This is a genomic window from Butyricicoccus faecihominis, assembly GCF_014648015.1.
Taxonomy (GTDB): Bacteria; Bacillota; Clostridia; order Oscillospirales; family Butyricicoccaceae; genus Agathobaculum; species Agathobaculum butyriciproducens.
Map to the genome: position 1 here is coordinate 83,847 of NZ_BMQH01000007.1, position 23,003 is coordinate 106,849.

19 protein-coding genes and 1 other annotated feature are annotated in these 23,003 nt (G+C 55.2%); of the genes, 6 read left to right on the plus strand and 13 right to left on the minus strand.

Annotation, left to right across the window (positions count from 1 at the left end):
• Window positions 1–19 precede the first annotated feature (19 nt).
• The 5 genes from rplL to IEY11_RS08330 all read right to left on the minus strand — a co-directional run bounded on the left by rplL (window position 20) and on the right by IEY11_RS08330 (window position 6,296).
• Complete coding sequence (gene rplL, locus IEY11_RS08310; RefSeq protein WP_116704748.1) at window positions 20–391, minus strand: 50S ribosomal protein L7/L12; 372 nt, start codon at window positions 389–391, stop codon at window positions 20–22.
• 78 nt (window positions 392–469) lie between these two features.
• On the minus strand, window positions 470–1,039 hold the full coding sequence (rplJ, locus tag IEY11_RS08315; RefSeq protein ID WP_308744113.1) for a 50S ribosomal protein L10: 570 nt from the start codon (window positions 1,037–1,039) through the stop codon (window positions 470–472).
• 7 nt (window positions 1,040–1,046) lie between these two features.
• Window positions 1,047–1,213, minus strand: a sequence feature (ribosomal protein L10 leader region).
• A 253-nt stretch (window positions 1,214–1,466) separates the two neighbouring features.
• Complete coding sequence (locus tag IEY11_RS08320; RefSeq protein ID WP_188886281.1) at window positions 1,467–2,852, minus strand: citrate/2-methylcitrate synthase; 1,386 nt, start codon at window positions 2,850–2,852, stop codon at window positions 1,467–1,469.
• Window positions 2,853–3,194: 342 nt separating this feature from the next.
• The gene (gene cysS, locus IEY11_RS08325; protein WP_118645840.1) at window positions 3,195–4,610 is read right to left on the minus strand and encodes a cysteine--tRNA ligase; all 1,416 of its coding nucleotides are present in this window, start codon (window positions 4,608–4,610) and stop codon (window positions 3,195–3,197) included.
• 765 nt (window positions 4,611–5,375) lie between these two features.
• Window positions 5,376–6,296, minus strand: coding sequence for an FUSC family protein (locus IEY11_RS08330; protein ID WP_118728757.1), 921 nt, complete (start codon window positions 6,294–6,296; stop codon window positions 5,376–5,378).
• 686 nt (window positions 6,297–6,982) lie between these two features.
• Between IEY11_RS08330 and potA the strand changes: the two genes are divergently transcribed.
• The 4 genes from potA to IEY11_RS08350 are packed head-to-tail and all read left to right on the plus strand — an operon-like array spanning window position 6,983 to window position 10,723.
• Window positions 6,983–8,035: a spermidine/putrescine ABC transporter ATP-binding protein gene (gene potA, locus IEY11_RS08335; protein ID WP_188886282.1), complete on the plus strand. Its 1,053-nt coding sequence runs from the start codon at window positions 6,983–6,985 to the stop codon at window positions 8,033–8,035.
• Complete coding sequence (locus IEY11_RS08340; protein ID WP_243183979.1) at window positions 8,032–8,883, plus strand: ABC transporter permease; 852 nt, start codon at window positions 8,032–8,034, stop codon at window positions 8,881–8,883. Before potA ends, IEY11_RS08340 begins: the two co-directional genes overlap by 4 nt.
• Window positions 8,880–9,689, plus strand: coding sequence for an ABC transporter permease (locus IEY11_RS08345; RefSeq protein ID WP_243183980.1), 810 nt, complete (start codon window positions 8,880–8,882; stop codon window positions 9,687–9,689). The genes IEY11_RS08340 and IEY11_RS08345 overlap by 4 nt, the downstream gene beginning before the upstream one ends.
• Window positions 9,686–10,723, plus strand: a complete 1,038-nt coding sequence (locus tag IEY11_RS08350; protein ID WP_188886283.1) for an ABC transporter substrate-binding protein — start codon at window positions 9,686–9,688, stop codon at window positions 10,721–10,723. The genes IEY11_RS08345 and IEY11_RS08350 overlap by 4 nt, the downstream gene beginning before the upstream one ends.
• A gap of 156 nt (window positions 10,724–10,879) precedes the next feature.
• On the opposite strand, the gene IEY11_RS08355 is transcribed toward IEY11_RS08350, so the two are convergent.
• Genes IEY11_RS08355 through IEY11_RS08365 form a run of 3 tightly spaced genes read right to left on the minus strand, consistent with a single transcriptional unit; the run spans window position 10,880 to window position 14,421 of the window.
• Complete coding sequence (locus IEY11_RS08355; RefSeq protein ID WP_188886284.1) at window positions 10,880–13,174, minus strand: xanthine dehydrogenase family protein molybdopterin-binding subunit; 2,295 nt, start codon at window positions 13,172–13,174, stop codon at window positions 10,880–10,882.
• Complete coding sequence (locus IEY11_RS08360; protein WP_118360063.1) at window positions 13,171–13,644, minus strand: (2Fe-2S)-binding protein; 474 nt, start codon at window positions 13,642–13,644, stop codon at window positions 13,171–13,173. The genes IEY11_RS08355 and IEY11_RS08360 overlap by 4 nt, the downstream gene beginning before the upstream one ends.
• A 12-nt stretch (window positions 13,645–13,656) precedes the next feature.
• Window positions 13,657–14,421, minus strand: a complete 765-nt coding sequence (locus IEY11_RS08365; RefSeq protein WP_118753468.1) for an FAD binding domain-containing protein — start codon at window positions 14,419–14,421, stop codon at window positions 13,657–13,659.
• 138 nt (window positions 14,422–14,559) lie between these two features.
• Between IEY11_RS08365 and IEY11_RS08370 the strand changes: the two genes are divergently transcribed.
• Together IEY11_RS08370 and IEY11_RS08375 are read left to right on the plus strand one after the other, a co-directional pair.
• Complete coding sequence (locus IEY11_RS08370; RefSeq protein WP_118360065.1) at window positions 14,560–14,901, plus strand: winged helix-turn-helix domain-containing protein; 342 nt, start codon at window positions 14,560–14,562, stop codon at window positions 14,899–14,901.
• Window positions 14,828–15,508, plus strand: a complete 681-nt coding sequence (locus tag IEY11_RS08375) for a nucleotidyltransferase family protein (protein WP_243022595.1) — start codon at window positions 14,828–14,830, stop codon at window positions 15,506–15,508. The genes IEY11_RS08370 and IEY11_RS08375 overlap by 74 nt, the downstream gene beginning before the upstream one ends.
• A gap of 226 nt (window positions 15,509–15,734) precedes the next feature.
• Here IEY11_RS08375 and IEY11_RS08380 read toward each other — a convergent pair whose 3' ends face one another.
• From IEY11_RS08380 to IEY11_RS08400, 5 genes are all read right to left on the minus strand, one after another.
• On the minus strand, window positions 15,735–17,135 hold the full coding sequence (locus IEY11_RS08380) for a uracil-xanthine permease family protein (protein WP_118284591.1): 1,401 nt from the start codon (window positions 17,133–17,135) through the stop codon (window positions 15,735–15,737).
• Between the two features lie 262 nt (window positions 17,136–17,397).
• Window positions 17,398–18,234, minus strand: coding sequence for a prephenate dehydrogenase (locus tag IEY11_RS08385; RefSeq protein ID WP_188886285.1), 837 nt, complete (start codon window positions 18,232–18,234; stop codon window positions 17,398–17,400).
• Window positions 18,235–18,340: 106 nt separating this feature from the next.
• Complete coding sequence (locus IEY11_RS08390; protein WP_188886286.1) at window positions 18,341–18,994, minus strand: VanZ family protein; 654 nt, start codon at window positions 18,992–18,994, stop codon at window positions 18,341–18,343.
• 66 nt (window positions 18,995–19,060) lie between these two features.
• Window positions 19,061–20,983 carry an NAD(+) synthase gene (locus tag IEY11_RS08395; RefSeq protein ID WP_188886287.1) on the minus strand — a complete coding sequence of 641 codons (1,923 nt, stop codon included), beginning with the start codon at window positions 20,981–20,983 and terminating at the stop codon, window positions 19,061–19,063.
• Between the two features lie 574 nt (window positions 20,984–21,557).
• Window positions 21,558–22,955 (minus strand): alanine/glycine:cation symporter family protein, encoded by a 1,398-nt coding sequence (locus IEY11_RS08400; RefSeq protein ID WP_188886288.1) that lies wholly within the window; start codon window positions 22,953–22,955, stop codon window positions 21,558–21,560.
• Window positions 22,956–23,003: the final 48 nt, after the last annotated feature.

The window sequence follows — 23,003 nt, forward strand, 5'->3', positions numbered from 1 at the left end:
TTGGTTCGGTAAGGAAACCTTACTTCAGCTCAACCTTAGCGCCAGCAGCCTCGAGCTTCTCCTTGATCTCGTTAGCCTCAGCCTCCGGAGCAGCCTCCTTGATGGTCTGCGGAGCGGTGTCAACCTTCTCCTTAGCTTCCTTCAGGCCCAGGCCAGTGATCTCGCGAACAGCCTTGATAACGTTGATCTTGGAAGAGCCAGCGTCAACCAGAACTACGTCGAAGTCGGTCTTAGCGTCAGCAGCAGCTGCGCCGTCGCCGCCTGCTACAGCACCTGCAACAGCTACCGGCGTAGCGGATACACCAAATTCTTCCTCGAGAGCCTTTACCAGCTCAGAGAGCTCCATAACCTTGAGCTCTTTTACAGCTTCCATAATCTCAGCAACAGTCATGGGATTAAACCTCCAATTTTAGATAATTTTTAAGTTAAAATGTGTTCCTGACCGAATAAATCAGTCAGTGCGGGGAAATTACTCAGCAGCTTCTTCTGCTGCAGCTTCCTTCGGGGCTACCAGTTCAGCAACCTTCATTTCCTCATTGCCCTCTGCCTTCTTAACGATAGCATCGCAAGCAATAGCGAGCTGCATAATGGGGTAGTTGAAGCTGTACAGTACCTGAGCGATAAGGGTTTCCTTGCTCGGCATAGCAGCCAGCTTCTTGACCTCGTCCTCACCGATGGCCTTACCTTCCAGGTAACCAGCCTTCAGGGTGAAGTTCTCGTGGGTCTTAGCAAAGTCAGCCAGGATCTTCGCCGGAGCGACAACGTCGTCGGTGGTGGAGATTGCCAGAGCGGTGGTACCGTGCAAGCACGCATCCAGCTCGTCAAAACCCAGTTCCTTAGCTGCAAAGCGGATCAGAGTGTTCTTGATGACAGCATACTCAACGCCAGCTTCACGGAGCTGCTTGCGGAGCTTGGTATCATCCTCTACGTTGATGCCCTTGTAGTCGACCAGTACACCTGCCGGAGAATTCTTGATCTTCTCTACCAGGGAAGCGACCAGAGCCTTCTTCTCTTCCAGAATCTTTGCGTTCGGCATCATTTTCACCTCCTGTAAAATAAAAGTACCCTCCCGGTGCAAAGACACAGGGAGGGTACACAGAAAACATAATCAAATATGATAATAACATGTCCGTGTTGACCTCGGCGGGCGGCGAACAAATCGCTATTTAAGCCTTGCGGCGCCAGCTGTCTTTGACCAAGCTCATTTAGTATAACGCATATAGAGCAGGTTGTCAACACTTTTTTCAAAAAAACTAAAAATTAAGGCAACACCGCACAATTAAAGCTGCGGCGCTTTGCGGAAATTTTATGTCCTGACTTTGGCTTCGGTTCCTTGCGCGAGTTCCGTCCGCGCTGCCGAGATTTCACGGCAATACATCAAGTATTACCGCAAAACCGCGCCTTGTCAGCACGCAAAATTTGCTCGCAAATCGCTCTTGTTCAATTATGCGGTATTGCCTTAAAAATCAGTCGTTGATCGGACCGTCATTCCGCTCATCAATATTAACGTACTCGACATTCTTCGCAACAGGCTTATACGCCGGACGGATGATCTTACCGCCGGTGGTAACTTCCTCAAGGCGATGTGCCATCCAGCCGACGATACGCGCGGTAGCGAACAGCGGCGTATACAGCGACTTGGGCAGTCCGAGCATTTTGTAGACAAAGCCGGAATACATATCGACATTCGCGCACATCGGCTTGTCGCTGCCCTTGATCTCGGCAAAGACACTCGGCGTCAGCTTTTCTACCAGCTCGATCAGGTCCATTTCGTCCGAATAGCCGGTCTTTTCCGCCAGCGGACGAGCGGCCTTCTTCAGTGCAACGGCACGCGGGTCGCTCAAGGTGTAAATCGCATGGCCCATGCCGTAGATCAGGCCGGAGCCGTCACCGGCTTCCTTATTCAAAATCTTACGCAGATAATTGCCGACCTCGGTCTCATCCTTCCAGTTGTGGATATTCTCCTTCATCTCCTCAAACTGCTTGACGACGCGCAGGTTTGCACCGCCGTGGCGCGGGCCCTTCAGCGAGGAAACCGCAGCCGCGATCGCCGAATAGGTATCCGTACCGGACGAAGAAGTAACACGCACGGTGAAAGACGAGTTGTTACCGCCGCCATGCTCGGCGTGCAGGATCAGACAGCGGTCAAGCAGCTTAGCCTCGTCATCGTTGAATTCGCCGGTCGGACGGATGAGGTGCAGAATATTCTCTGCAGTCGAACGGTTTGAATCCGGCACATGCAGGAACATGGAATCATTATCAAAATAGCGGCGTTTTGCCTGATATGCGTGCGAAATGATAACCGGGAACTTGGCCATCAGGCTGATGCCCTGACGCATGATGTTCTCGACCGTGGTTTCATCCGGATTCGTATCATAAGAATACAGTGCCAGCGTTGCGCTTGCCAGCTTGTTCATGATGTCGCGGCTCGGCGCACGCATGATCATATCCTCGGTGAAGTTGTCCGGCAGGGCACGCTCCAGACCAATGGTATGCTGAAATTCCGCCAGCTGACGGCGGCTCGGCAGCTTGCCGCACATGAGCAGATAACCGATTTCCTCAAAGCCGAAGCGGTTTTCTTGCTCCAGACCGTGAATCAGGTCATATACATTATATCCGCGATAGGTCAGGCGGCCTTCGATCGGCTCACGCTCGCCCTCGTTGACGATATAACCGTGTACATTGCCCAGATGAGAAGCACCGACCAGAACACCGGTACCGTCCGCGTTACGCAAGCCGCGCTTGATGCGGTAGCGCGTAAACAGATCGGGTGGGAGCTGGTTGTGCATACGAAAGCTCTCACTCAGTTCATGCAAAAGTTCTTCCTTTACATAATCAGGCTGAATCGTCATTCCGCCTTCTCCTTTCCGTCCCAATAAATTAGATAATGAATATATTGTACCGCAATCCTGCAAAAATGTCAATCAACGACACTTGTATAAACCGACAAAAACCGCTTTTTTGCAGGTTTTCCGCTTGTTCATCCTGATATCACGCAAGATTTTTATTTGCAGCGTGCAAAGATTTTATCAATTTGAAGCGAAAAAGTCGCCTGCAGTGTTGCCTTAGCACCGGTTGACCGGCACACGCGGGCTGCGTCAGCAAGATGCTCTGCCAGTGCGGAAACACGCAAAAAGTCCTCTATCCACACACGAACAGAGGACTTTCTCTATCAAATAGTCAGGATTTGCGATTTAATTGCGGCTCCACTGCGTGCCCTGACGGGTATCCTTAATGGTAACGCCCATATCAGCCAGCACACCGCGGATACGGTCTGCCTCAGCGAAGTTCTTCTCCTTCTTAGCTGCGGCGCGCTGTGCGATCAGCTCCTCGATCTTCTCTGCGTCCGGATCAACCGCATCGTCACGGTTCTGCACCAGATTGAGTACACCGGTCAGTTCCATGAACAGATCATGCGCTGCGGTCAGGAATGCCTTGGTGGCATCCTGATGAGAGCCGTTGTACGCGTTGATCTCACGGGTCAACTCGAAGATGGCGGACAGTGCGTCTGCGGTGTTCAGGTCGTCATCCATTGCGTCGATGAACTTCTGCTTGTAGCCCTTCAGAGCCTCCAGCTTCTCGGTCTCCTCGGCGGTCATGGTGTCGCCGGATGCCTTCTCGATGCGGAACTCCATATTATTGCGGGCCTCGTACAGACGGGCAAGGGAGGCCTTGTTCATCTCAAGCGACTCAGCGGAGTAGTTAAGCGGAGTGCGGTAGTGCGCGCTCAGCATGAACATGCGGATGGTCTCATAGCCGAACTGCTTTGCTGCGTCGCGGACCATGAAGAAGTTGCCCTTGGACTTGGACATTTTCTCATTGTCGATGGTCAGGAAGCCGTTGTGCAGCCAATAATGCGCAAAGGTGCAGCCGTTTGCACACTCGGACTGTGCGATCTCGTTCTCGTGATGCGGGAAAATCAGATCAAGACCGCCGGAATGGATGTCGATGGTCTTGCCGAGGTACTTGTTCGCCATAGCCGAGCACTCAATATGCCAGCCCGGACGGCCCTTGCTGCCCCACGGCGTATCCCAAGCCGGCTCACCCGGCTTTGCAGCCTTCCAGACCGCGAAGTCCATCGGATCTTCCTTTACCTCGCCGACCGAGATGCGGGCACCGGCCTGCAGCTCCTCCATCGGCTGGTGGCACAGCTTGCCATACTCAGGGAAGGACTTGGTGCGGAAGTATACGTCGCCGTTCTCAGCAACGTAAGCGTGACCGTTCTCGATCAGGCGCTCAACAATATCAATAATAGCGTCCATGGTCTCGGTCGCACGCGGGTGCACGGTCGCCTTCTTGACGCCCAGACCCTGTGCATCAACGAAATATTCCTTAATATAACGCTCAGCGATGGTGTTGAAGTCCACGCCTTCCTCGTTCGCCTTGTTGATTACCTTGTCGTCAATGTCGGTGAAGTTCTGAACGAACTCAACCTTGTAGCCGCGGTACTCGAAGTAACGGCGCAGCAGATCGAAAATGATGAACGGACGTGCGTTGCCGACATGGAAATAGTTGTATACCGTCGGACCGCAGGAATACATCTTTACCTCGCCCGGCGTGATCGGAACGAATTCCTCCTTCTGACGGGTCAGCGTGTTGTAGAGTTTCATGATTTTTATCTCCTTTTGATGGTTTTCAGGAAAGCTATGCGGAGTTTCGGGAATAAAAAAGCCTCCCAAGGGATATTCTTCCCTCGGGAGGCGTACAAACGCGGTTCCACTCCGATTTTTCGCTCGTGCAGTGCGGTAACGGGCACTTCCCGCAGGGCGTTTGACCCTGTTGCTCAGCAGGCGCACTTCACCGTTTCCCGCGCAAAGCCCTTTCAGCCGAGGAGCTTCTCTCTTTCGCGCAAGGCGAGCCGGTTACTTTTCCTGCGTCATCGCATAAATAACGATTATAGTGATTTTATTATAACCATTTTGTGAGGAGAAGTCAAGCCGACTGGTGCAGACCACAGCTTTCCGCAAAATTAAATACACCGCAGAGAGCACCATCTTGACGAACAGCGCTTTCCGCGGTATACTATGGATATACAGGGACGCTGTCTATGCAGTCAGCCCTTTATCGAATCAAAAGTTTTATGCTAATGACCGTTCGGGGACCAGCCGAGCGGTCATCGCGCTTTTACGAAGAAAATGTACAGTACAATGACCGCACAAATAAAAAGCTGAAGTGCTTTCTTCTTCATCTGCGCCCACCTCCTTTCCACCGCAGACCGCGGGGAAAGAAAGGGCTGACCGCCATACAAAAACAGCGTGTATATATCCTTAAACAACAGTATAGCAGATTAAGGCGTATTTTGTCTATGCGCTGTATGACTATAAAAACACCGCAGCGTGCACGATTTTAACAGTTCGTGCACCTGCGGTATATTTTTACACATGATGAAACGCGGTCAGAAAATCATACGCATCGAGCAGATTGCCGATATGAAAATCCATAACCTGTGCATCCATCGGCGAGCACCGGCAGTAATCCTTAAGGTTTTCCGGCGCGGTAAGACCATGTGCCTCCAATCGCTCTATACTCTCCTCTCCGGGCGCCGGATTGGAGTCCATATTGCACAGCGCCGCCAGCTCACCGCACATTTTGGCAAGCAGCTGCTCGCAGCCGCGCAGATAGGCGGCCTCCTGCCGTCGGGCGGCAACACGCACGGCATGCTGCCACAGCGCTACCGGCTGCTTCTCGAAAATACGCAGCTCGGACGCAAGCGAGGTCATTTTCTCAGTCAGCGGCGTCAGATCCGGATAACGATGCTCGAGCACACGCGACTGCAGCAGCGGCAGAAACATTTTCTGAATCTCATCCATCGTATTGATGATCTTCTGGCGGTTGTTATACGGCCGTATTACCACATTGACGAGCAGCGCCACCACCAGACCGACCAGCGTATCCGTGAAGCGGTGGAAGCCATACACGATTGAATCTCCGCCGGTATACAGGCACACATCCGCAAACACGATGCTCGCCAGCGGAATCGCAAAATTCAGCTTGAGACCGATACACAGCGAAATCACACACAGCACGCCGAGCGCCATCCATACGAAAAACGTTGGATTGGGCAGCACGGTAACAAACACACATGCGATCAGATAGCCGAGAAATGTACCCGCTATCTGATTGAGGCTCTCCTTGAGCGAATCCACCCAGGTACGGCTCATCACCGAAATGGCACCGATGGCTGCAAAAATAGGCAGGCTGGAACCCAGCACCATCGCCAGTGCAAGCGCCAGACCGACCGATACCGCAGTCTTGATGGCGCGCTGACCTACCCGAAACCGTTTGATAAACTGCAACGTCCTATCCCCTTTACCCCTGAATACCGTATGTTTTTAAGTGTACCACATTCTATCGGTAAAAGCCAACACAATCCTGTCACACAAAGAAAAAGGCTTCCCGCCATCTGTTCCGGGAAGCCTTTATAAATTTGGTTTGATTACCGCTTACTTAGCAGTGCGCTCAGCCTTGCGAGCCTTAGAGAAAGAACGGCCGTTATCCAGCTCCATCATGCGTGCGCTTACCAGACCATTAAAGAAACCCTTCATCATGATATATACAACTCCTTAAAAGTTAATGACTAAATTGCGTTTTTGTGTTTGGATCATTTCCTGATCACAGGTATTATAATACACGATAACCGCCTCTGTTACAAGAGCCATAATTTATGAATCTTCACCAATTGAAGCGTTATCTTTTTGTGCATATTCAACAGTATCCGTTTGCAAAGTGTACAAATCAAACTATTTCAGCTTGTACGCTTTACATAACGAAGCTGGCAAATCCTCCAAATCGAGCATCCTCCCCTCGAATTTCCCTGCTTTTTTGCGAGCAGAATATGCGTATCACCTTGACTTTTACGGCATTTCCCTATACTATTTATATGATAAAAATTATTTGCTACAATATAGATATAGCGCGACCCCAAACAGAGCCTGACCCGCTCGGTTTGGGGCTGCTGACTGTTTGGGGAGAGTGATGAGGATTGAATCAAAATCTGGTCGATCTGCAAAACCTGAAAAAAGAATTTGACGGAACGCCTGTGCTGCGCGGCATTTCGCTGTCCATCAAGCGCCGCGAGTTTGTGACCCTGCTCGGTCCGTCCGGCTGCGGCAAAACGACCACACTGCGCATCATCGGCGGCTTTGAGCAGCCGGATTCCGGCGATGTGTTCTTCGACGGCAAGCGTCTGAACGATGTTCCGCCGTATCAGCGCGAGATCAACACCGTATTCCAGCGCTATGCGCTGTTCCCGCACCTGAATGTTGCGGAGAATATCGCATTCGGTCTGCACATCAAAAAGCTGGACCGCGCAGATATCAAGCGCAAGACCACCAAAATGCTCGAGCTGGTCGGCCTGCGCGGCTTTGAAAACCGCGATGTGACCAGTCTTTCCGGCGGTCAGCAGCAGCGTGTTGCCATCGCGCGTGCGCTGGTATGCGAGCCGCGTGTGCTGCTGCTCGACGAGCCGCTCGGTGCCCTCGACCTCAAGCTGCGCAAGGACATGCAAATCGAGCTGAAGCGTATTCAGCAGCGCACCGGCATCACCTTTATCTACGTCACACACGACCAGGAAGAAGCGCTGACGATGAGTGACCGCGTGGTTGTCATGAACCACGGCGTTATCCAGCAGGTCGGCAGCCCGACCGATATCTACAACGAGCCGGTCAACGCCTTTGTTGCGGATTTCATCGGTGAATCCAATATCATTGACGGCGTGATGCCCGAGGACTGCAAGGTCGAGTTCTGCGGCCGCACCTTCGAGTGCGTGGACAAGGGCTTCGAGAAGAATGCGCCGGTCGATGTCGTTATCCGTCCGGAGGATCTTAAAATCGTCTACGCCGGTGACGGTCTGCTGCAGGGCGTTGTCGAGTCCATCGTATTCAAGGGCGTGCACTACGAGATGATGGTTCGCACCCAGTTCTTCACCTTCATGGTGCATTCCACCATGGCGGAGTCGGTCGGCAAGACCGTCGGCCTGACGGTCATCCCGTTTGACATCCACATCATGCACAAGAGTGCGGAGGCGCAAGCGTGAAAAAGTCCTTTGCCTATCCCTACGGCGTATGGCTCGCCGTATTTATCCTTGCCCCGATTCTGATGGTCGTGGTCTACGCGTTCCACAATGCGGACGGCGGCTTCACCCTGCATAATTTCAGCTATCTGCCCGGCTTCCCGCCGATTTTCGGACGGTCGTTCTGGCTGGCGTTTCTCTCTACCGTGGTGTGCCTTGTGCTCGGCTACCCGATGGCGTATCTGATGAGCCGCCTGTCCGCCAGCAAACAGAGCCTTTGCATGATGCTGATTATGCTGCCGATGTGGATCAACTTTCTGCTCCGCACCTACGCATGGATGTCCATTCTGGAGAACAACGGCTTCATCAACCAGTTTTTCCGTTCCATTGGCTTAATATCCTTCCTGCAGAGCCATTTCGGCTATTCGCTCGATTATATCCCGCTTATCAACACGCAGGGCGCTATCGTGCTCGGCATGGTGTACAACTTTCTGCCGTTCATGGTGCTGCCGATCTATACCGTTCTCATCAAGCTCGACCGCAAGCTGATCGAAGCCGCGCAGGACCTCGGCGCGCCGACGCACCTTGTATTCCGCCGCGTCATCTTCCCGCTGAGCATTCCCGGTGTGATTTCCGGCATTACAATGGTATTTGTGCCGTCTGTCTCCACGTTCGTTATTTCGCAGATGCTCGGCAGCGGCAAAAACCTGCTCGTCGGCGACCTTATCGACCTGCAGTTCATGGGCGGTGCGTACAACCCGCACCTCGGCTCGGCAATCGCGCTCGTCATGATCATCCTCATCTTCATCTGTATGTGGATCATGAACAAGTTCGATGACGGCTCCTCCGAGGAAGGAGGTCTGCTGCTGTGAAAAAATTTTTCAAAAACTTCTATCTGCTGCTGATTTTCCTGTTCCTGTACGCGCCTATCGTTGTGCTGATGATCTTCTCGTTCAACGATTCCAAGTCGCGCCGCCTGTGGAACGGCTTTACCACCCGCTGGTATGTCGAGCTGTTCCGCGATGCGGATATTCTCCATTCGCTGTATGTCACGCTGCTCGTGGCTGTTGCCGCTGCCGCGATTGCAACCGTGCTCGGCACGATTGCCGCCATCGGCATCCACAACATGAGCCGCAGAGCCAAGGCGGCTTACCTGACCGTCAACAACATCCCGATGTCCTCCTCGGATACCATCATGGGCGTGACGTTCATGCTGTTGTTTGCCGCCATCGGTCTGGACAAGGGCTACCTGACCCTTATCCTCGCGCACGTTACGTTCTGCACGCCGTATGTCGTGCTCAACGTCATGCCCAAGCTGCGCCAGCTGGATAAAAACGCCTATGAAGCCGCGCTCGACCTCGGCGCAACGCCGCATCAGGCGCTCCACAAGGTCATCCTGCCGGAGATTATGCCGGGCATCGTCACGGGCGCTATCATGGCGTTCACCATGTCGATCGACGATTTTGTGGTGTCCTACTTTACCGCCGGCACGACCAGTCAGCCGCTGTCAGTCGTTATCTACTCCATGACGCGCCACCGCATGACACCGAAGATCAACGCCATCTCGACCATTCTGTTCCTGATCGTGCTGGCGCTGCTCATCGTCATCAATGTGCGTCAGTCCCGCGACGAGAAGCGCCGCGAAGCCGTCCGCAAGAAAGGAGCGATGCAGCCGTGAAAAAACGCATGCTTTCCCTGCTGCTGTGCGGCGCGATGTGCACCGGGCTTCTCTCCGGCTGCGGCAATGCATCCTCGGCGGAGGTGCTCAACGTGTATAACTGGGGCGAGTACATCGACACCGACCTCATCGACCGGTTCGAGGAGGAAACCGGCATCAAGGTTATCTACAACACCTTCGATCCCAACGAAAACCTGTATTCGCGCATCCAGACCACGAGCTACGATGTCATTATCCCGTCCGACTACGCGATTTCGCGCTTTATCGACGAGGATATGCTCCAGCCGCTCAACTACGACCACATTCCCAACACGAAGCTGATCGACGAGAAATACACCCATCTGGACTTCGATCCGGAGCAGAAGTATTCCGTACCCTACACCTGGGGCGTGGTCGGCATCGTGTACAATACCAAGTACGTCGATGAAGCGGATATCGGCTCGTGGGATTTGCTGTGGAACCCCAAATACACCAACCGCACCGCCATGTTCAACAACTCACGTGATGCGCTCGGCATTGCGCTGATGTATCTTGACTGCTCCCTCAATACCACCGATAAGACTGAGCTTCGGCAGGCAGCCGACCTCATTATCGCCGGGAAGCCGGTGTATCAGGGCATCTGGATGGACCAGATTCTTGAAAAGCTGCCGAGTGAGGAAATTGTGGCTGCACCGTACTATAATGGCGATGCCGTCACGATGATCGACGAAAATCCCGACCTCGCATTCTACGTTCCGAAGGAGGGCACCAACCTGTTTGTAGATGCCATGTGCATCCCGAAGAACGCGAAGAACGTTTCGGGCGCGGAGAAGTTCATCAACTTCATGTGCTCGACCGAGGCGGCGATGGCAAACTGGGAGTACATCGGCTATTCCAGTCCGCAGACCGAGGTCTATAACGAACTGGACGAGGAAATCACCAGCGACCCGCTGTATTTCCCGGATATTACGCAGTATCCGACTGAGGCGTATACCAATCTGCCGACGGAAATCAACCAGTATTACAACGACCTTTGGGTTGATATTTTAACGTGATTTAATATGTTTGCCGTAGGGCGTGACGACCTCGGCACGCCGTGTAAACCATCTGCAACCCGTTACAACGGCGCGCCGAGTCGTCGCGCCCTACAGATTTTGACATCTGCGGCAAAGAAAAAGAACGTATCCGATCGGATACGTTCTTTTTTGCACTTACTTTTGCTCCATCGCTGCCATCGCAATCTTTTCCGGCGTAATGGGAAGCTCATAGAACCGCTTGCCTACGGCATTTCGGATTGCATCCGAAATCGCCGGCAGCGGTGTATTGATAACAACCTCGCCGATGGATTTCGCACCGAACGGGCCTTCGCCCTCGTAGCTGTTCTCGAATTCCACGCGGATCTTGCCGATGTCCACGCGTGCGGGAATCTTATACTGGAAAAGCGAATTTTCCATCGGATAGCCGCGATCGTCGTAGGTGACGCTCTCGGTCAGCGTCATGCCGATGCCCTGCGCAATGCCGCCCTCGGCCTGCACGCGCGTCAGATTCGGGTTGATGGGCGTACCGCAGTCCACTGCCGCAGCGTAATCCAGCAGGGTTACCTCGCCGGTTTCGGTATCCACCTCGATCTCAGCCGCACCGACCATATACGGCGGAGGCGAAATCTCGGACGAATGTGTAACCGTCGCCTGCAGCTCGATGCTGTTGCCGTTCATGGAAGCCGTCGCAATATCACTCAGGCTAATGGTCTTGCCTGCATTTTCGCCTTCCTCTACGCGGACTTCCCTGCCGTCGAAGCTGACCTGCTCTTTATCACAGCCGAGTAGCTTTGCGCCGAGCGCACAGATTTTGCCGCGCAGCTCGAGCGCGCACTTCTCGGTCGCCTTGCCGGTGACATAGGTCGTGCTCGAGGCATACGAGCCGGAATCATACGGCGACCAGTCGGTGTCCGCACTCAGCGTGGTAATGTTGTCAAGCGGACACTCAAGCACCTCTGCCGCAATCTGCGCAAGCGTGGTATCACAGCCGGTGCCCATGTCAGCCGCGCCGATGAGCAGCGTGTAAAAGCCCTCATCGTTGACCTTGAGCGTCGCACTGCCGACATCCATGCTCGTGATGCCCGAGCCCTGCATCGCCATGCCCATGCCGACCGCACGAATCTTGCCGTTTCCCATGTCCCGGCACGGATACTTGTTATCCCAGTCGATCATGTCGTGCACGCGCGCCAGACAGCGGTCGAGCGCACAGCTTGTGTTCATCTGACCGTAGTACGCGGGCATGATCTCGCCCTCATGCGTAATATTCATCTCACGGATTTTGAATGGGTCCATGCCGAGGATGTTCGCCAGCTCGTTTACCGCGCTCTCCACCGCGAACAGGCCCTGCGTCGCGCCGTAGCCGCGGTACGCGCCCGCCGACATGTGATTGGTATACACAACGTCACTCGTAAAGCGGAACGCCTCGGCCTTGCCGTACAGCGGAATCGACTTATGACCGGACAGACCGACCGTTGTCGGGCCGTGCTCACCGTACGCGCCGGTGTTGGACAGCGTGTGCAGGTCGATGCCGCGCACGATGCCGTCCTTGTTTGCGCCCAGACGGACGTGCATTTCCATCTCGTGGCGCGGCGAGGAGGCAATCTGGCTCTCCACGCGGCTGAAGATGATCTTGGACGGCTTCTTTGTCATCCAGGTGACAAACGCCGGATACACCGCGCTGACTGCGGTCTGCTTGGCGCCGAAGCCGCCGCCGATACGCGGCTTGGTGACGCGCACCTTGCTTTTCGGAATATGCAGTGCGTTCGCCACAATACGGCGGGTATGGAACACGATCTGGGTCGAGCTGATGATGTGCAGACGGCCGTAGGTGTCGATCTCGCAGTAGGTGCGGAAGGTTTCCATCATCGCCTGCTGACATGCCTGCGTGTGGTACACGCGGTCGATAACAACATCGCAGTCCGCGAGGACCGCGTCAATATCGCCGTTGCCGCACTCGTCATGCGCACACAGGTTGCGCCTGTTGTCCGCGCCGACCGGTGCAAGGCTCTCCCAGTTGTCCTCCGGATGCACGAGCACCGGATTGTCCTTTGCCGTGTGGAAATCGAGCACCGGTTCGAGCACCTCGTACTCCACCTTGACCAGCTTCATCGCCTTATCCACGCATTTTTCGTCCGCACCGGCAAGGATGGCAACCACATCACCGACAAAGCGCACATGACGGTCGATAACAAGGCGGTCATACGGACTGGCCTCCGGATAAGTCTGACCGGCCTGTGTATAGCGGCGGCCGTCCTGATCGACGTCCTCCCAGGTGAAGATGGCCTCCATGCCGGGGACTTTCATCGCGGCGGTCTTGTTGATAGACTTGACGATGGCGTTCGCGTGCGGCGAGCGCAGCAGCTTGACGCACAGGCAGTCGCGCGGCGTTACATCGTCCACATACACCGGCTGACCGGTCACAAGCTGCATTGCATCCTTTTTACGGAGCGGCTGATTGACTACCTTCACTGTGCGTCCTCCTCTCTCTGCTTTTTCCAGTCGAGATAGGCACGGATACCGCGCAGCTGTCCCTCATACCCCGAGCAGCGGCACAGATTGCCTGCCAGATATTCCTTGATCTCCTCATCGGTCGGGTCCTGCTTTTCGCGGAACAGCGCGATCGCGTTCATCATAAAGCCGGGATTGCAGAAGCCGCACTGCTCCGCACCCTGATCCGCGATGAACGCGCCGAATTCGGCGGCTTCGCCCTGCAAGCCCTCCAAGGTCGTGATCGTATGTCCGCTTGCACGCGCTGCCAGCACCGAGCAGGACAGCACCGGCTTTTCGTCCATAAATACGGTGCACAGACCGCAGTTCGCAGTCTCACAGCCGCGCTTGACGCTCAGGCAGCCATGCCCCCGCACAAAGTCGATGAGCAGCGTGTCCGCCGCCACATCGTCTGCTACTTTCTTTCCATTCAATGTCATTGTGATCAGCATATCCGTTCCCCCTTACTCTGCATCGAGCGCCTGTGCCGCACGGCGCACCAGCACACCCGCGAGGTGTCTGCGGTACTCCGCACTGCCGCGCAGACTGCTGCCGGTCTTAATTTCCGCCCGAACGACTTCTGCCATCTGCTCCGCCGTTTTATCCACAGGCTGTGCATAAATCTGTGCGCGCGCCGGACGAGCACCGATGGCGAACCGATAGCCGTTCTCATCCTTAACAGACGCGCAGGTCAGCACCGGAATGTCGGTCTGGCTGATGCGCACGGACTGGTAGTTGAATTTCGCATTTTTCTTGGGCACGATAATGCGCACCAGAATATCGCGGTCCTTGGGTCTTTCGGCGTACTCGGAAAGCGGCACAATGCCGCCCTTGTACAGCTCTACCTGTGCATCCAGCACGAGGAACATGGTCAGCACATCGGAAAAGCCGAACCGGCTGTACAGGCTGCCGCCGACCGTCGCAAGATTGCGCAGCTGCACGCCGACAATATGGCGCACAGACTCGCGCATCGCACCGTTCGTGTAGGCTGCCAGTCCTTCGTGCAGCTCCAGCGCGCGCAGCGAGGCCATTGCACCGATCCGGAACTCGGTTTCGGTCTCCTCGATGGTGTCCAATCCCAGACCGGACAGGTCGATTGCCGTGCCGACATTCAGCGTCTCCATCTTGAGCCAGATCATGCCGCCGATCACGCGGTTGGACTTTTTCTGGTTGAGCGTATACGCTTCCTCGAGCGACTCGGCTTTTTTGTATTCCCGTATCGTCAACATACGTTATATCCTCTCTCTTTCAGGGGAATGTGTTATCTTTTCAGTATACTACTTTTATTTTACCACAAAATCTGCTATAATGCCGTTGTGAATATCAAAATACAACGGAAAAGAAAAAGTTGTGGGAAAGGAGCCGCCATGCAGCCAAATATCCGCGTGATGCTGTTCGATGAGAACGGCGAACGCTTTTTCGGTGAGGGACCGTGCCGCCTGCTGCATGCCATCGAGCAGACCGGATCGCTTCGCGCCGCCGCGCAATCCATGCAGATGGCATACACCAAGGCGCTCGGACTCGTCCGCCACGCCGAGCAGGTGCTTGGGTTTGCGCTCACCGAGCGCAAAATCGGCGGCAAAGGCGGCGGCGGCAGCGTACTTACCGATGAAGCAAAGGAGTTTCTCTATCGCTATGAGCAGTATCGTGACGCCTGCAAACAAGCAGGAAAACAGCTCTACCCGCAGTTTTTCCCCGACGAAAAGTGAAATCGGATGTGTGATCATGGCATCCGGACTGGCAAAACGGTTTGGCTCCAACAAGCTGCTCGCCGAATTTGACCGAAAACCATTGCTCTGCCGTGCGTTTGCCGTGACAGAGGGGTTGCACCGCGTGGTCGTTACCCGCTCGACCGAGGTGCAGACATTGTGTGAAGAATGCGGCATTCCTGTCCTGCATCATGCCCTTCCCTTTCGCAGCGACACCGTGCGGCTGGGACTGGAGTACCTGCTGCCGCGGTTTCCGGCCATGTCCGGCTGCGTGTTTCTGCCGGGCGATCAGCCGCTGCTGACGAGGAAAACGCTCTGCGGTATGGTGTCGGCGTTCTGTGCGCAACCGAGGAAACGATCACGGATTTTTCGCCTGTGCGAACCGCAAAGCGGTACGCCGGGCAGTCCCGTGCTGTTCGGCGCAGATTATTTTGAGGAACTGCGTTCTCTTCCCGAGGGCAGGGGCGGCGGCGTAGTTGTCAAACGGCATGCAGAACAGGTTGCGCTGTTTCCCGTAAAGCATCCGGCGGAATTGATGGACGCGGATACGCCGGACGTTCTCGCAAAATTAAAAATGATTTTTCAAAACGATTCATTTTATCAGTAATGCCAACCATTTGATGTGGCGTTACATGGGCGTACCTTGTGCGCCCCTACGGTTACGTTTGTGCAGTCGGTTTACACGGTGCGCCGAGGTCGTCGCACCCTGCAGTATCATTTTACGCCTCTCTCAATCGGAATGGCGAATGGTTGACCGTTACAATCATTTTCCATCCTCAATTCTCCATTCGCAATTAAAAACCCCGGAAAGAACTTCTTTCCGGGGTTTTGCATTATGCTTCGGTTTTCTTATCCTTCGGGAGCACGATATTGAGCAGAATCGCAACAAATGCTGCCGGTACAATACCGGAACCGCCAAAAATCAGCTGAACCGCCTGCGGCGCCTGTGCCAGAATGGTCATATTGGCACCCATGCCGTAGCCGACACCCAGAGCAACCGACACGATGGTCAGATTACGCGGCGTCATCTCCTCCTTGGTGATCAGCTGGATACCGCTGATAACAATGGACGAGAACATCATAACAGCCGCACCGCCGAGCACGGACTGCGGCATAATGGACACGATCGCGCCCAGCTTCGGAATCAGACCGCACAGAATGAGGAAGATTGCACCGACGGCCAGTGCGCCTCGGTTGACAACCTTGGTCATGGTAACAAGGCCTACGTTCTGGCTGAACGAGGTATTCGGCAGTACGCCGAACAGCGCCGCAAACGACGAACCGATACCGTCGCAGGCTACGCCGCCGGACAGCTCCTTGTCGGTTGCCTCACGGCCCATGCCGCCTTCCATAACGCCCGAAATATCGCCGACGGTCTCGACTGCGGTAACAATAAACATAACCAGCACCGGCAGGATGGCGCGCAGATCAAACACCGGCTTTACCGGCATCAGCTTCGGGATGGCAAACCAGCCGGCCTGTGCTACCTTGTCCCAGTTGAGTACCCATGCCTTGGTAAATTCTACACCGTCCGCGTCAACTGCGGTGGTCGGCAGAACAAAACCCATGATGATTGCCGCAATGTAGCCTGCAATAATGCCGACAAAGATCGCGGACGAGCCAAGGAAGCCCTTGCAGCCGTGCTTGACGACCAGAATAACCACCAGCACGAACAGCGCCAGCAACAGATTTTCCATCGAGCCGAAATCCTTCGCGGAGTTGCCGCCGCCGAAGGAATTGATGCCGACCGAGATCAGCGACAGACCGATACTCAGCACGACCGTGCCGGTAACGACCGCCGGAAAGAATTTGCGCAGCGGCTTGAGGAAAAAGCCAAGTACCGTCTCAAACAGGCCGCCGAGAATGGACGCGCCCATAATCGCGCCATACGCAATCACACCGCCGCCCATGGTAGCCGCAACGCTGTTGAACACGCCGATAAAACCCGAGCTTGTACCCATGATGATCGGCACCTTGCCGCCGATCGGGCCGATGGAAAACAGCTGCACCAGCGTTACCACACCGGCCACGAACATCGCGTTCTGCAGAACGCTTACCTGCAGGTCCGCGAACTCGCCGCCTGCAATGCCGCACGCACCCATAATGATGAGCAGCGGCGTCAGGTTGCCGACGAACATCGCAAAAACGTGCTGCAGTCCCAGCGGAATCTTGCGCGATAGAGGCATTTTTGCCTCAAAATCGTGCGCTGCGTCCATAGAAATTTTCTCTTGCATACCCACACTCCTTTGTGTTGTCCTGTAAAGTGCCGTGCCATTCATTCCCCTTAGCAAAACACTTTCTGATTTCATGCAAATAAATTATAACAAAAACAAATTCCTATGTAAATGGATTGCGCGGACAGCCGCAGGATTTTGGAGGTATGCGCAAAAATTTACGTTCTGCGACCTGTTTCCTTAACAATTTCCCGAATCCGCGCAAAAGGAAAGGAACAACGCACACAGGCATTGTCCCTTTCGTATCGTTCCGAATTCCTGATTAACCCAGTCTTTCCTTGCGCTCGCGTCCGTCTCTCAGCAGAATGGTCAGTTCCTCGCGGTCTCCTGCACGGATGGCCTTGCGGTATTCGTCAAGGTGCTTGATGACCTCATCAATCTCCTCCGCAAGCGGCTCTGCGTTGCACAGGAACAGCTCGCTCCACATGGTCTCATTCAGCTTGGCAACACGCGTCAGATCCTTGTAGCTGCCCGCCGAATAGCCGTTGTGCTTGTCTGCCTCCGGACTTTTGATGTACGCCGAGGAAACCACATGCGCCAGCTGCGAGGTAAACGCGATCATGTGATCATGCTGCTGCGCCGTGCAGCGCACGGTCTGACCGAAGCCGAGCGACATGAAGTACGCTTCCAGCTGCTCAAGCACACGCTCGGTGCTGCTCTTTGTCGGCACAAAGATCATGCTCGCACCGTCAAACAGGGTCGACAGGGCAAAATCCAGACCGGAGAACTCACGGCCCGCCATCGGATGGCCGCCGACGTAGTGCACACCGGCGTCGAGCGCCGCCTGCTCCAGATGATCGACCATAAACTGCTTGACGCCGACCATATCCACGATCACGCAGCCCTTTTTCATCTTCGGCATGTTCTCAAGCAGCCAGTCTACCGTTGCCTGCGGGTACAGACCGATGATAACAAGGTCAGCCTCCTTGTACAGCGCTTCGGTCGCAATCGCGTCAATCGAGCCGTCAGCCAGTGCCTGCTCTGCAGTTGCACGCGTGCGGTTCCAGCCCAAAACGCGGCTGAGCGTGCGCGCCTTGATGGTTTTCGCCATCGAGCCGCCCATCAGGCCCAGACCGGCGATGAGTACGGTATCAAACATGAATGGGTTCCCCCTGTCTTTTGTTTTTTATTCAGTTAAAGTTTATAACGGCAGACAGGGTTTGTCAATGAAAAACCGACTGCCTTTGCAGCCGGTTGTTATTTCATCATTTCTTCGGTCTTGGATTGACACTGCAAATCCGGTGCCACAACGGCGTAATCCGGCAGATAACGAACATAAGCAGCGCACCTGCCAGATTGAGAATGAGATCATCCACATCGCACGAGCCGGTGCCGGTGTAGATCTGCAGCACCTCCACTGCCGTGATGCTCAGCGTGAGCGACGCCGTGAAGAAGAAAATGCTTCTCTGCCAGCGGAACAGTGCGGGCAGGAACACGCCCATCGGCGCAAACGCGATCAGGTTGCCTGCCAGATTGAGCACCACAAGCCGCAGTGAGATATTGCCGTAGCCATAGGCTAACAGGTAATTTTTCACCGTGCGGAGCGGCTCCAGATTTACCATATCGAGCGAGGTATGGCCAAATCCGCGGCCGAATGCGTTATCGAAAAACAGCACATTCAGCAGCACCCATATGTAGTACAGAAACAGCGCCAGCATGTACAGCCGCCGCCGTGTCGGACGCGTATTGTCCGGCACGCCGCAGAACAGCGCAGCACGCAAAAGCACCGCAAAAATCGCTGCAAACATGAATTTCTGCTCGGGTGCAACGGTGATTCCGGGTGCTAACTCATAATAGATGTTGAAGCACAGAAATACCGCTGTCAGCAGTACCGCTATGCCGCGAATTAAATTCTTCAAAAGGAGATTCTCCTTTGTATTGGAATATCATAGGGCGGGAGTACCCGCCCTATGTCAAAAATTCTGTTACAGACTCTCCGCTTCCTTGAGCCACAGCGCGGATACGGCATCGGACGGCATACGCCAGTCGCCGCGCGGCGAAAGCGTTACGGTACCGACCTTCGGGCCGTCCGGCAGGCAGGAGCGCTTGAACTGCTGCGTAAAGAAGCGGCGCATAAAGGTCGTCAGCCACTTCTTGATGGTCGCGTCGTCATACACGCCCTCGAAGGTCTTGTGTGCGGCACGGAAGATCTTGCGCGGCGGATAGCCGAAACGCAGCATGTAATACAGGAAAAAGTCATGCAGTTCGTACGGGCCGACCAGATCCTCGGTCTTCTGGCTGATCTCGCCGTCCTTAGGCGGCAGCAGCTCGGGTGATACCGGGGTATCGAGCACATCCTGCAGCACGTCGGACAGCTCACCGAGAGTGCGGTCTGCCTCGTAAGCGACAAGGTAGCGCACCAGTGTTTTCGGGATCGAACCGTTAACGCCGTACATGCTCATATGGTCGCCGTTGTAGGTCGCCCAGCCGAGCGCCAGCTCGGACAGGTCGCCCGTACCGACAACCATGCCGCCGTTCTTGTTGGCGAGGTTCATCAGCACCAGCGTGCGCATGCGCGCCTGACCGTTTTCAAAGGTAACGGAAAGATCGTCCTTGGACTGACCGATGTCCATGAAATGTTGATCGACTGCCGCCTTGATGTCCACGGTCTTGAGCGTAACGCCGTAGGCTTCCGCCAGTTTTTCCGCGTTGCCCTTGGTGCGGGCGGTCGTGCCGAAGCACGGCATCGTGACGGCCAGAATGCCCTTGCGGTCGAGTTCGAGCATATCAAACGCATGTACGAGCACGATGAGAGCCAGCGTGGAATCCAGGCCGCCGGACAGACCGACAACTGCCGTCTTGGCGTGCGTATGGCGCAGACGAGTTGCCAGACCGGTTGCCTGCAGCGTCAGGATCTCCTCGCAGCGCTCGTCGCGGAGCGCCTTGTTCGCCGGAACGAATGGCGTGCGCGGGAATGTACGGTCGACCAGATCGTTCTCCACCGGCTCGAGCGAGAACGAGAACACGCTGCCCTCGATAGACTCGAATGTGTTCATGCGCTGACGCTCATGCGCCAGACGCTGGAGGTCGATATCCGCGTAAATGATGCCCTGCGAGAACATCTTGCTCTCAGCCAGCAGCGCACCGTTCTCCGCGATAAGGTCGTGACCCGCGAAAACAAGGTCCTGCGTGGACTCGCCGAAGCCGGCGTCCGCATACAGGTACGCGCACAGCAGTCGTCCGGACTGCTGACGAACAAGGTCGCGGCGATAGCCCGCCTTGCCGATGATCTCATCCGATGCGGACAGGTTGACGATAATGTGCGCGCCCATCTGCGCCAGCGTAGTAGACGGCGGATTCGGCACCCACAGATCCTCGCAGATTTCTACGCCGAAGGTGAACAGCGGCTGCTCATCGCACTGAAAAATGCTGTCGGTCACAATCGGTACATAGCGCGGCTCACCGGCTGTATCAGTAAGCGTTACGCTCTCGATCGAACCCAACGCATCTGCCGATACGAAATGGCGCTGCTCGTAGAACTCGGAGTAGTTCGGAAGATGGGTTTTCGGCACGAACGCCAGCACATCACCGGCGTTTACGACAGCAGCCATATTGTACAGCTTACCGCGCACGCGCAGCGGCAGACCGACTACGATGACAGCCGCAAGCTCTGCGGTCTCGCGGCAGACGGTATCGAGTGCCTGCATCGCGCCCTCAAGCAGCGTTTCCTGCAAAAACAGGTCGCCGCAGGTATAGCCGGTCAGGCACAGCTCGGGAAATGTGATGAGCTTCGCGCCTTTGGCAGCGGCCTCCTTCGCCAGCTTTACGATCTCAGAGGTATTATATGCACAGTCCGCGACGTGCAGATCAGGCGTTGCCGCGGCAATTTTGATAAATCCATCTCGCATCGGTGATGCTCCTTCCAGTGGAATAGTCCAGATAGAGTTAGTATACCTCTTTTTGCGCGTTTACGCAAGGGAAATGCCCTCAGAAGAAAACTTGTGCACCCACAAGACTGGGTACGCGAAGCGCGCAAGCGGTATGTTGTTTCCGAGCGAAGAGTTACCGCCTGCGGGCGGCGGGAGTTCGCCGTACCCACGGCGTGGGGGCAAAAGGGTAGACACCTACGGTTTCTACCCTCTTGACTCCCGTTTCCCTTTATTTCTTAATCTGACGCAGACCAGAGACCGGCGACCGCTTCGAAACGGGGAACGGCAGAGGAGCTTTTCTACCGTAGGGGCGCACAGTGTGCGCCCATTTCTCTACCTATACGCAGTGTCAGATACCATTCTGCTACACATATCGGCTACTCCACGCAAGTGCGACATACCCGTGTCGCGCAACTCGTTTATCTGGATATTACGGACGGCACCTGCGAATTGCATTTGTCCATGTTATTCATTCGTACATATGGTGGGCGAAAACGAATCGCAAAACGAAAAAATGGAGAATGAAATGATTTCATTCTCCATTTTCAATGACTTACCGATCGACAACCGGAATCTCGGACTCATCCTTTTCATCCAGATGCTTCAGATAATGCTTTGTCTCTGCCGCGATCACGCCGGAGAGCAGCAGCACAGCGATCAGGTTCGGGATGGCCATGAAGGCATTGAGTACGTCCGCAATGGTCCACACAAGGTCGAGCGCAAGCACGGGGGCACACACAACGACCGCGATAAACAGCACCTTATACGGCAGAATCGCCTTTTTGCCGAGCAGATACTCGGCGGCACGCTCGCCGTAGTACGACCATCCGAGGATGGTGGAGTACGCGAACGTAATGATGCTGACCATCAAAATCAGCGGACCGATATACGGAATCTGTGCGAATGCTGCGGTGGTCATCTGACCGCCGTTTGCCATATTTTCCGCATTGACCGCCGGATTTTTCATCATCGAGGAGACAAGCACCAGACCGGTCATCAGGCATACGACAACCGTCGTCCAGAAGGTGCCGGTCGCAGAAACGAGCGCCTGCCGCACCGGATTGCGCGTCTGTGCCGCGCTGGCAACCAGCGGCGCCGAACCCATGCCGGACTCATTCGAGAACAAGCCGCGTGCCACGCCGTACTGCAGCGCCAGACGGATGCCGCCGCCGACCAGTCCGCCGGTCACAGCGCCCGGCTTGAACGCCAGCACGAAAATAGCCTTGAGAGCCGGCAGCAGAAAATCGTAGTTGGCGCACAGAATAACGATGCAGCCGACCACATAGAACAGCGCCATCAGCGGCACCAGTTTTTCGCACACAACTGCAATGGATTCAATGCCGCCAATAATGATAATCGCGGTGATAATGCCGAAAACAATGCCGATTGCGATACGCGGCAGGCTGATGGGAAGGTTGGTCTCCAGTACCTCGGCAATCGCGTTGATCTGCGTGCCGCAGCCGATGCCGAACGAGGCGAGCATAGCGAACAGCGCAAACAGCACCGCCATCACCTTGCCGAACTTCTTCCACTTGAGGCCGCGCTCAAGCGCGTACATCGCACCGCCCATCATGCGGCCGTCCGCGGTCTGCACGCGGTACTTGACCGCGATCAGGCTCTCCGCGTACTTTGTGGCAATGCCGAACACGCCGGTCAGCCAGCACCACAGCACAGCACCCGGTCCGCCGAGATAGATGGCCGTGCCGACACCGATGATGTTGCCCGTGCCGATGGTCGATGCGAGTGCAGTCGTCAGCGCCTGAAACTGACTGACGTCACCCGGCGAATCCGGGTCCTTTGTCACCGACAGGCGGATGCCGGTGAAGGTCTTGCGCTGGATGAAGCCCGTGCGGAACGTCATAAAAATATGCGTACCGCACAGCAGCACCAGCATGGGCAGACCCCAGATCCAGCTGTCGATTTTGTTCATTAATGCAACAAATACTTCCATGTATCCGATTCCTTCCTCACTTTTCTTCCCTTTCGGACAAGAGAAGGC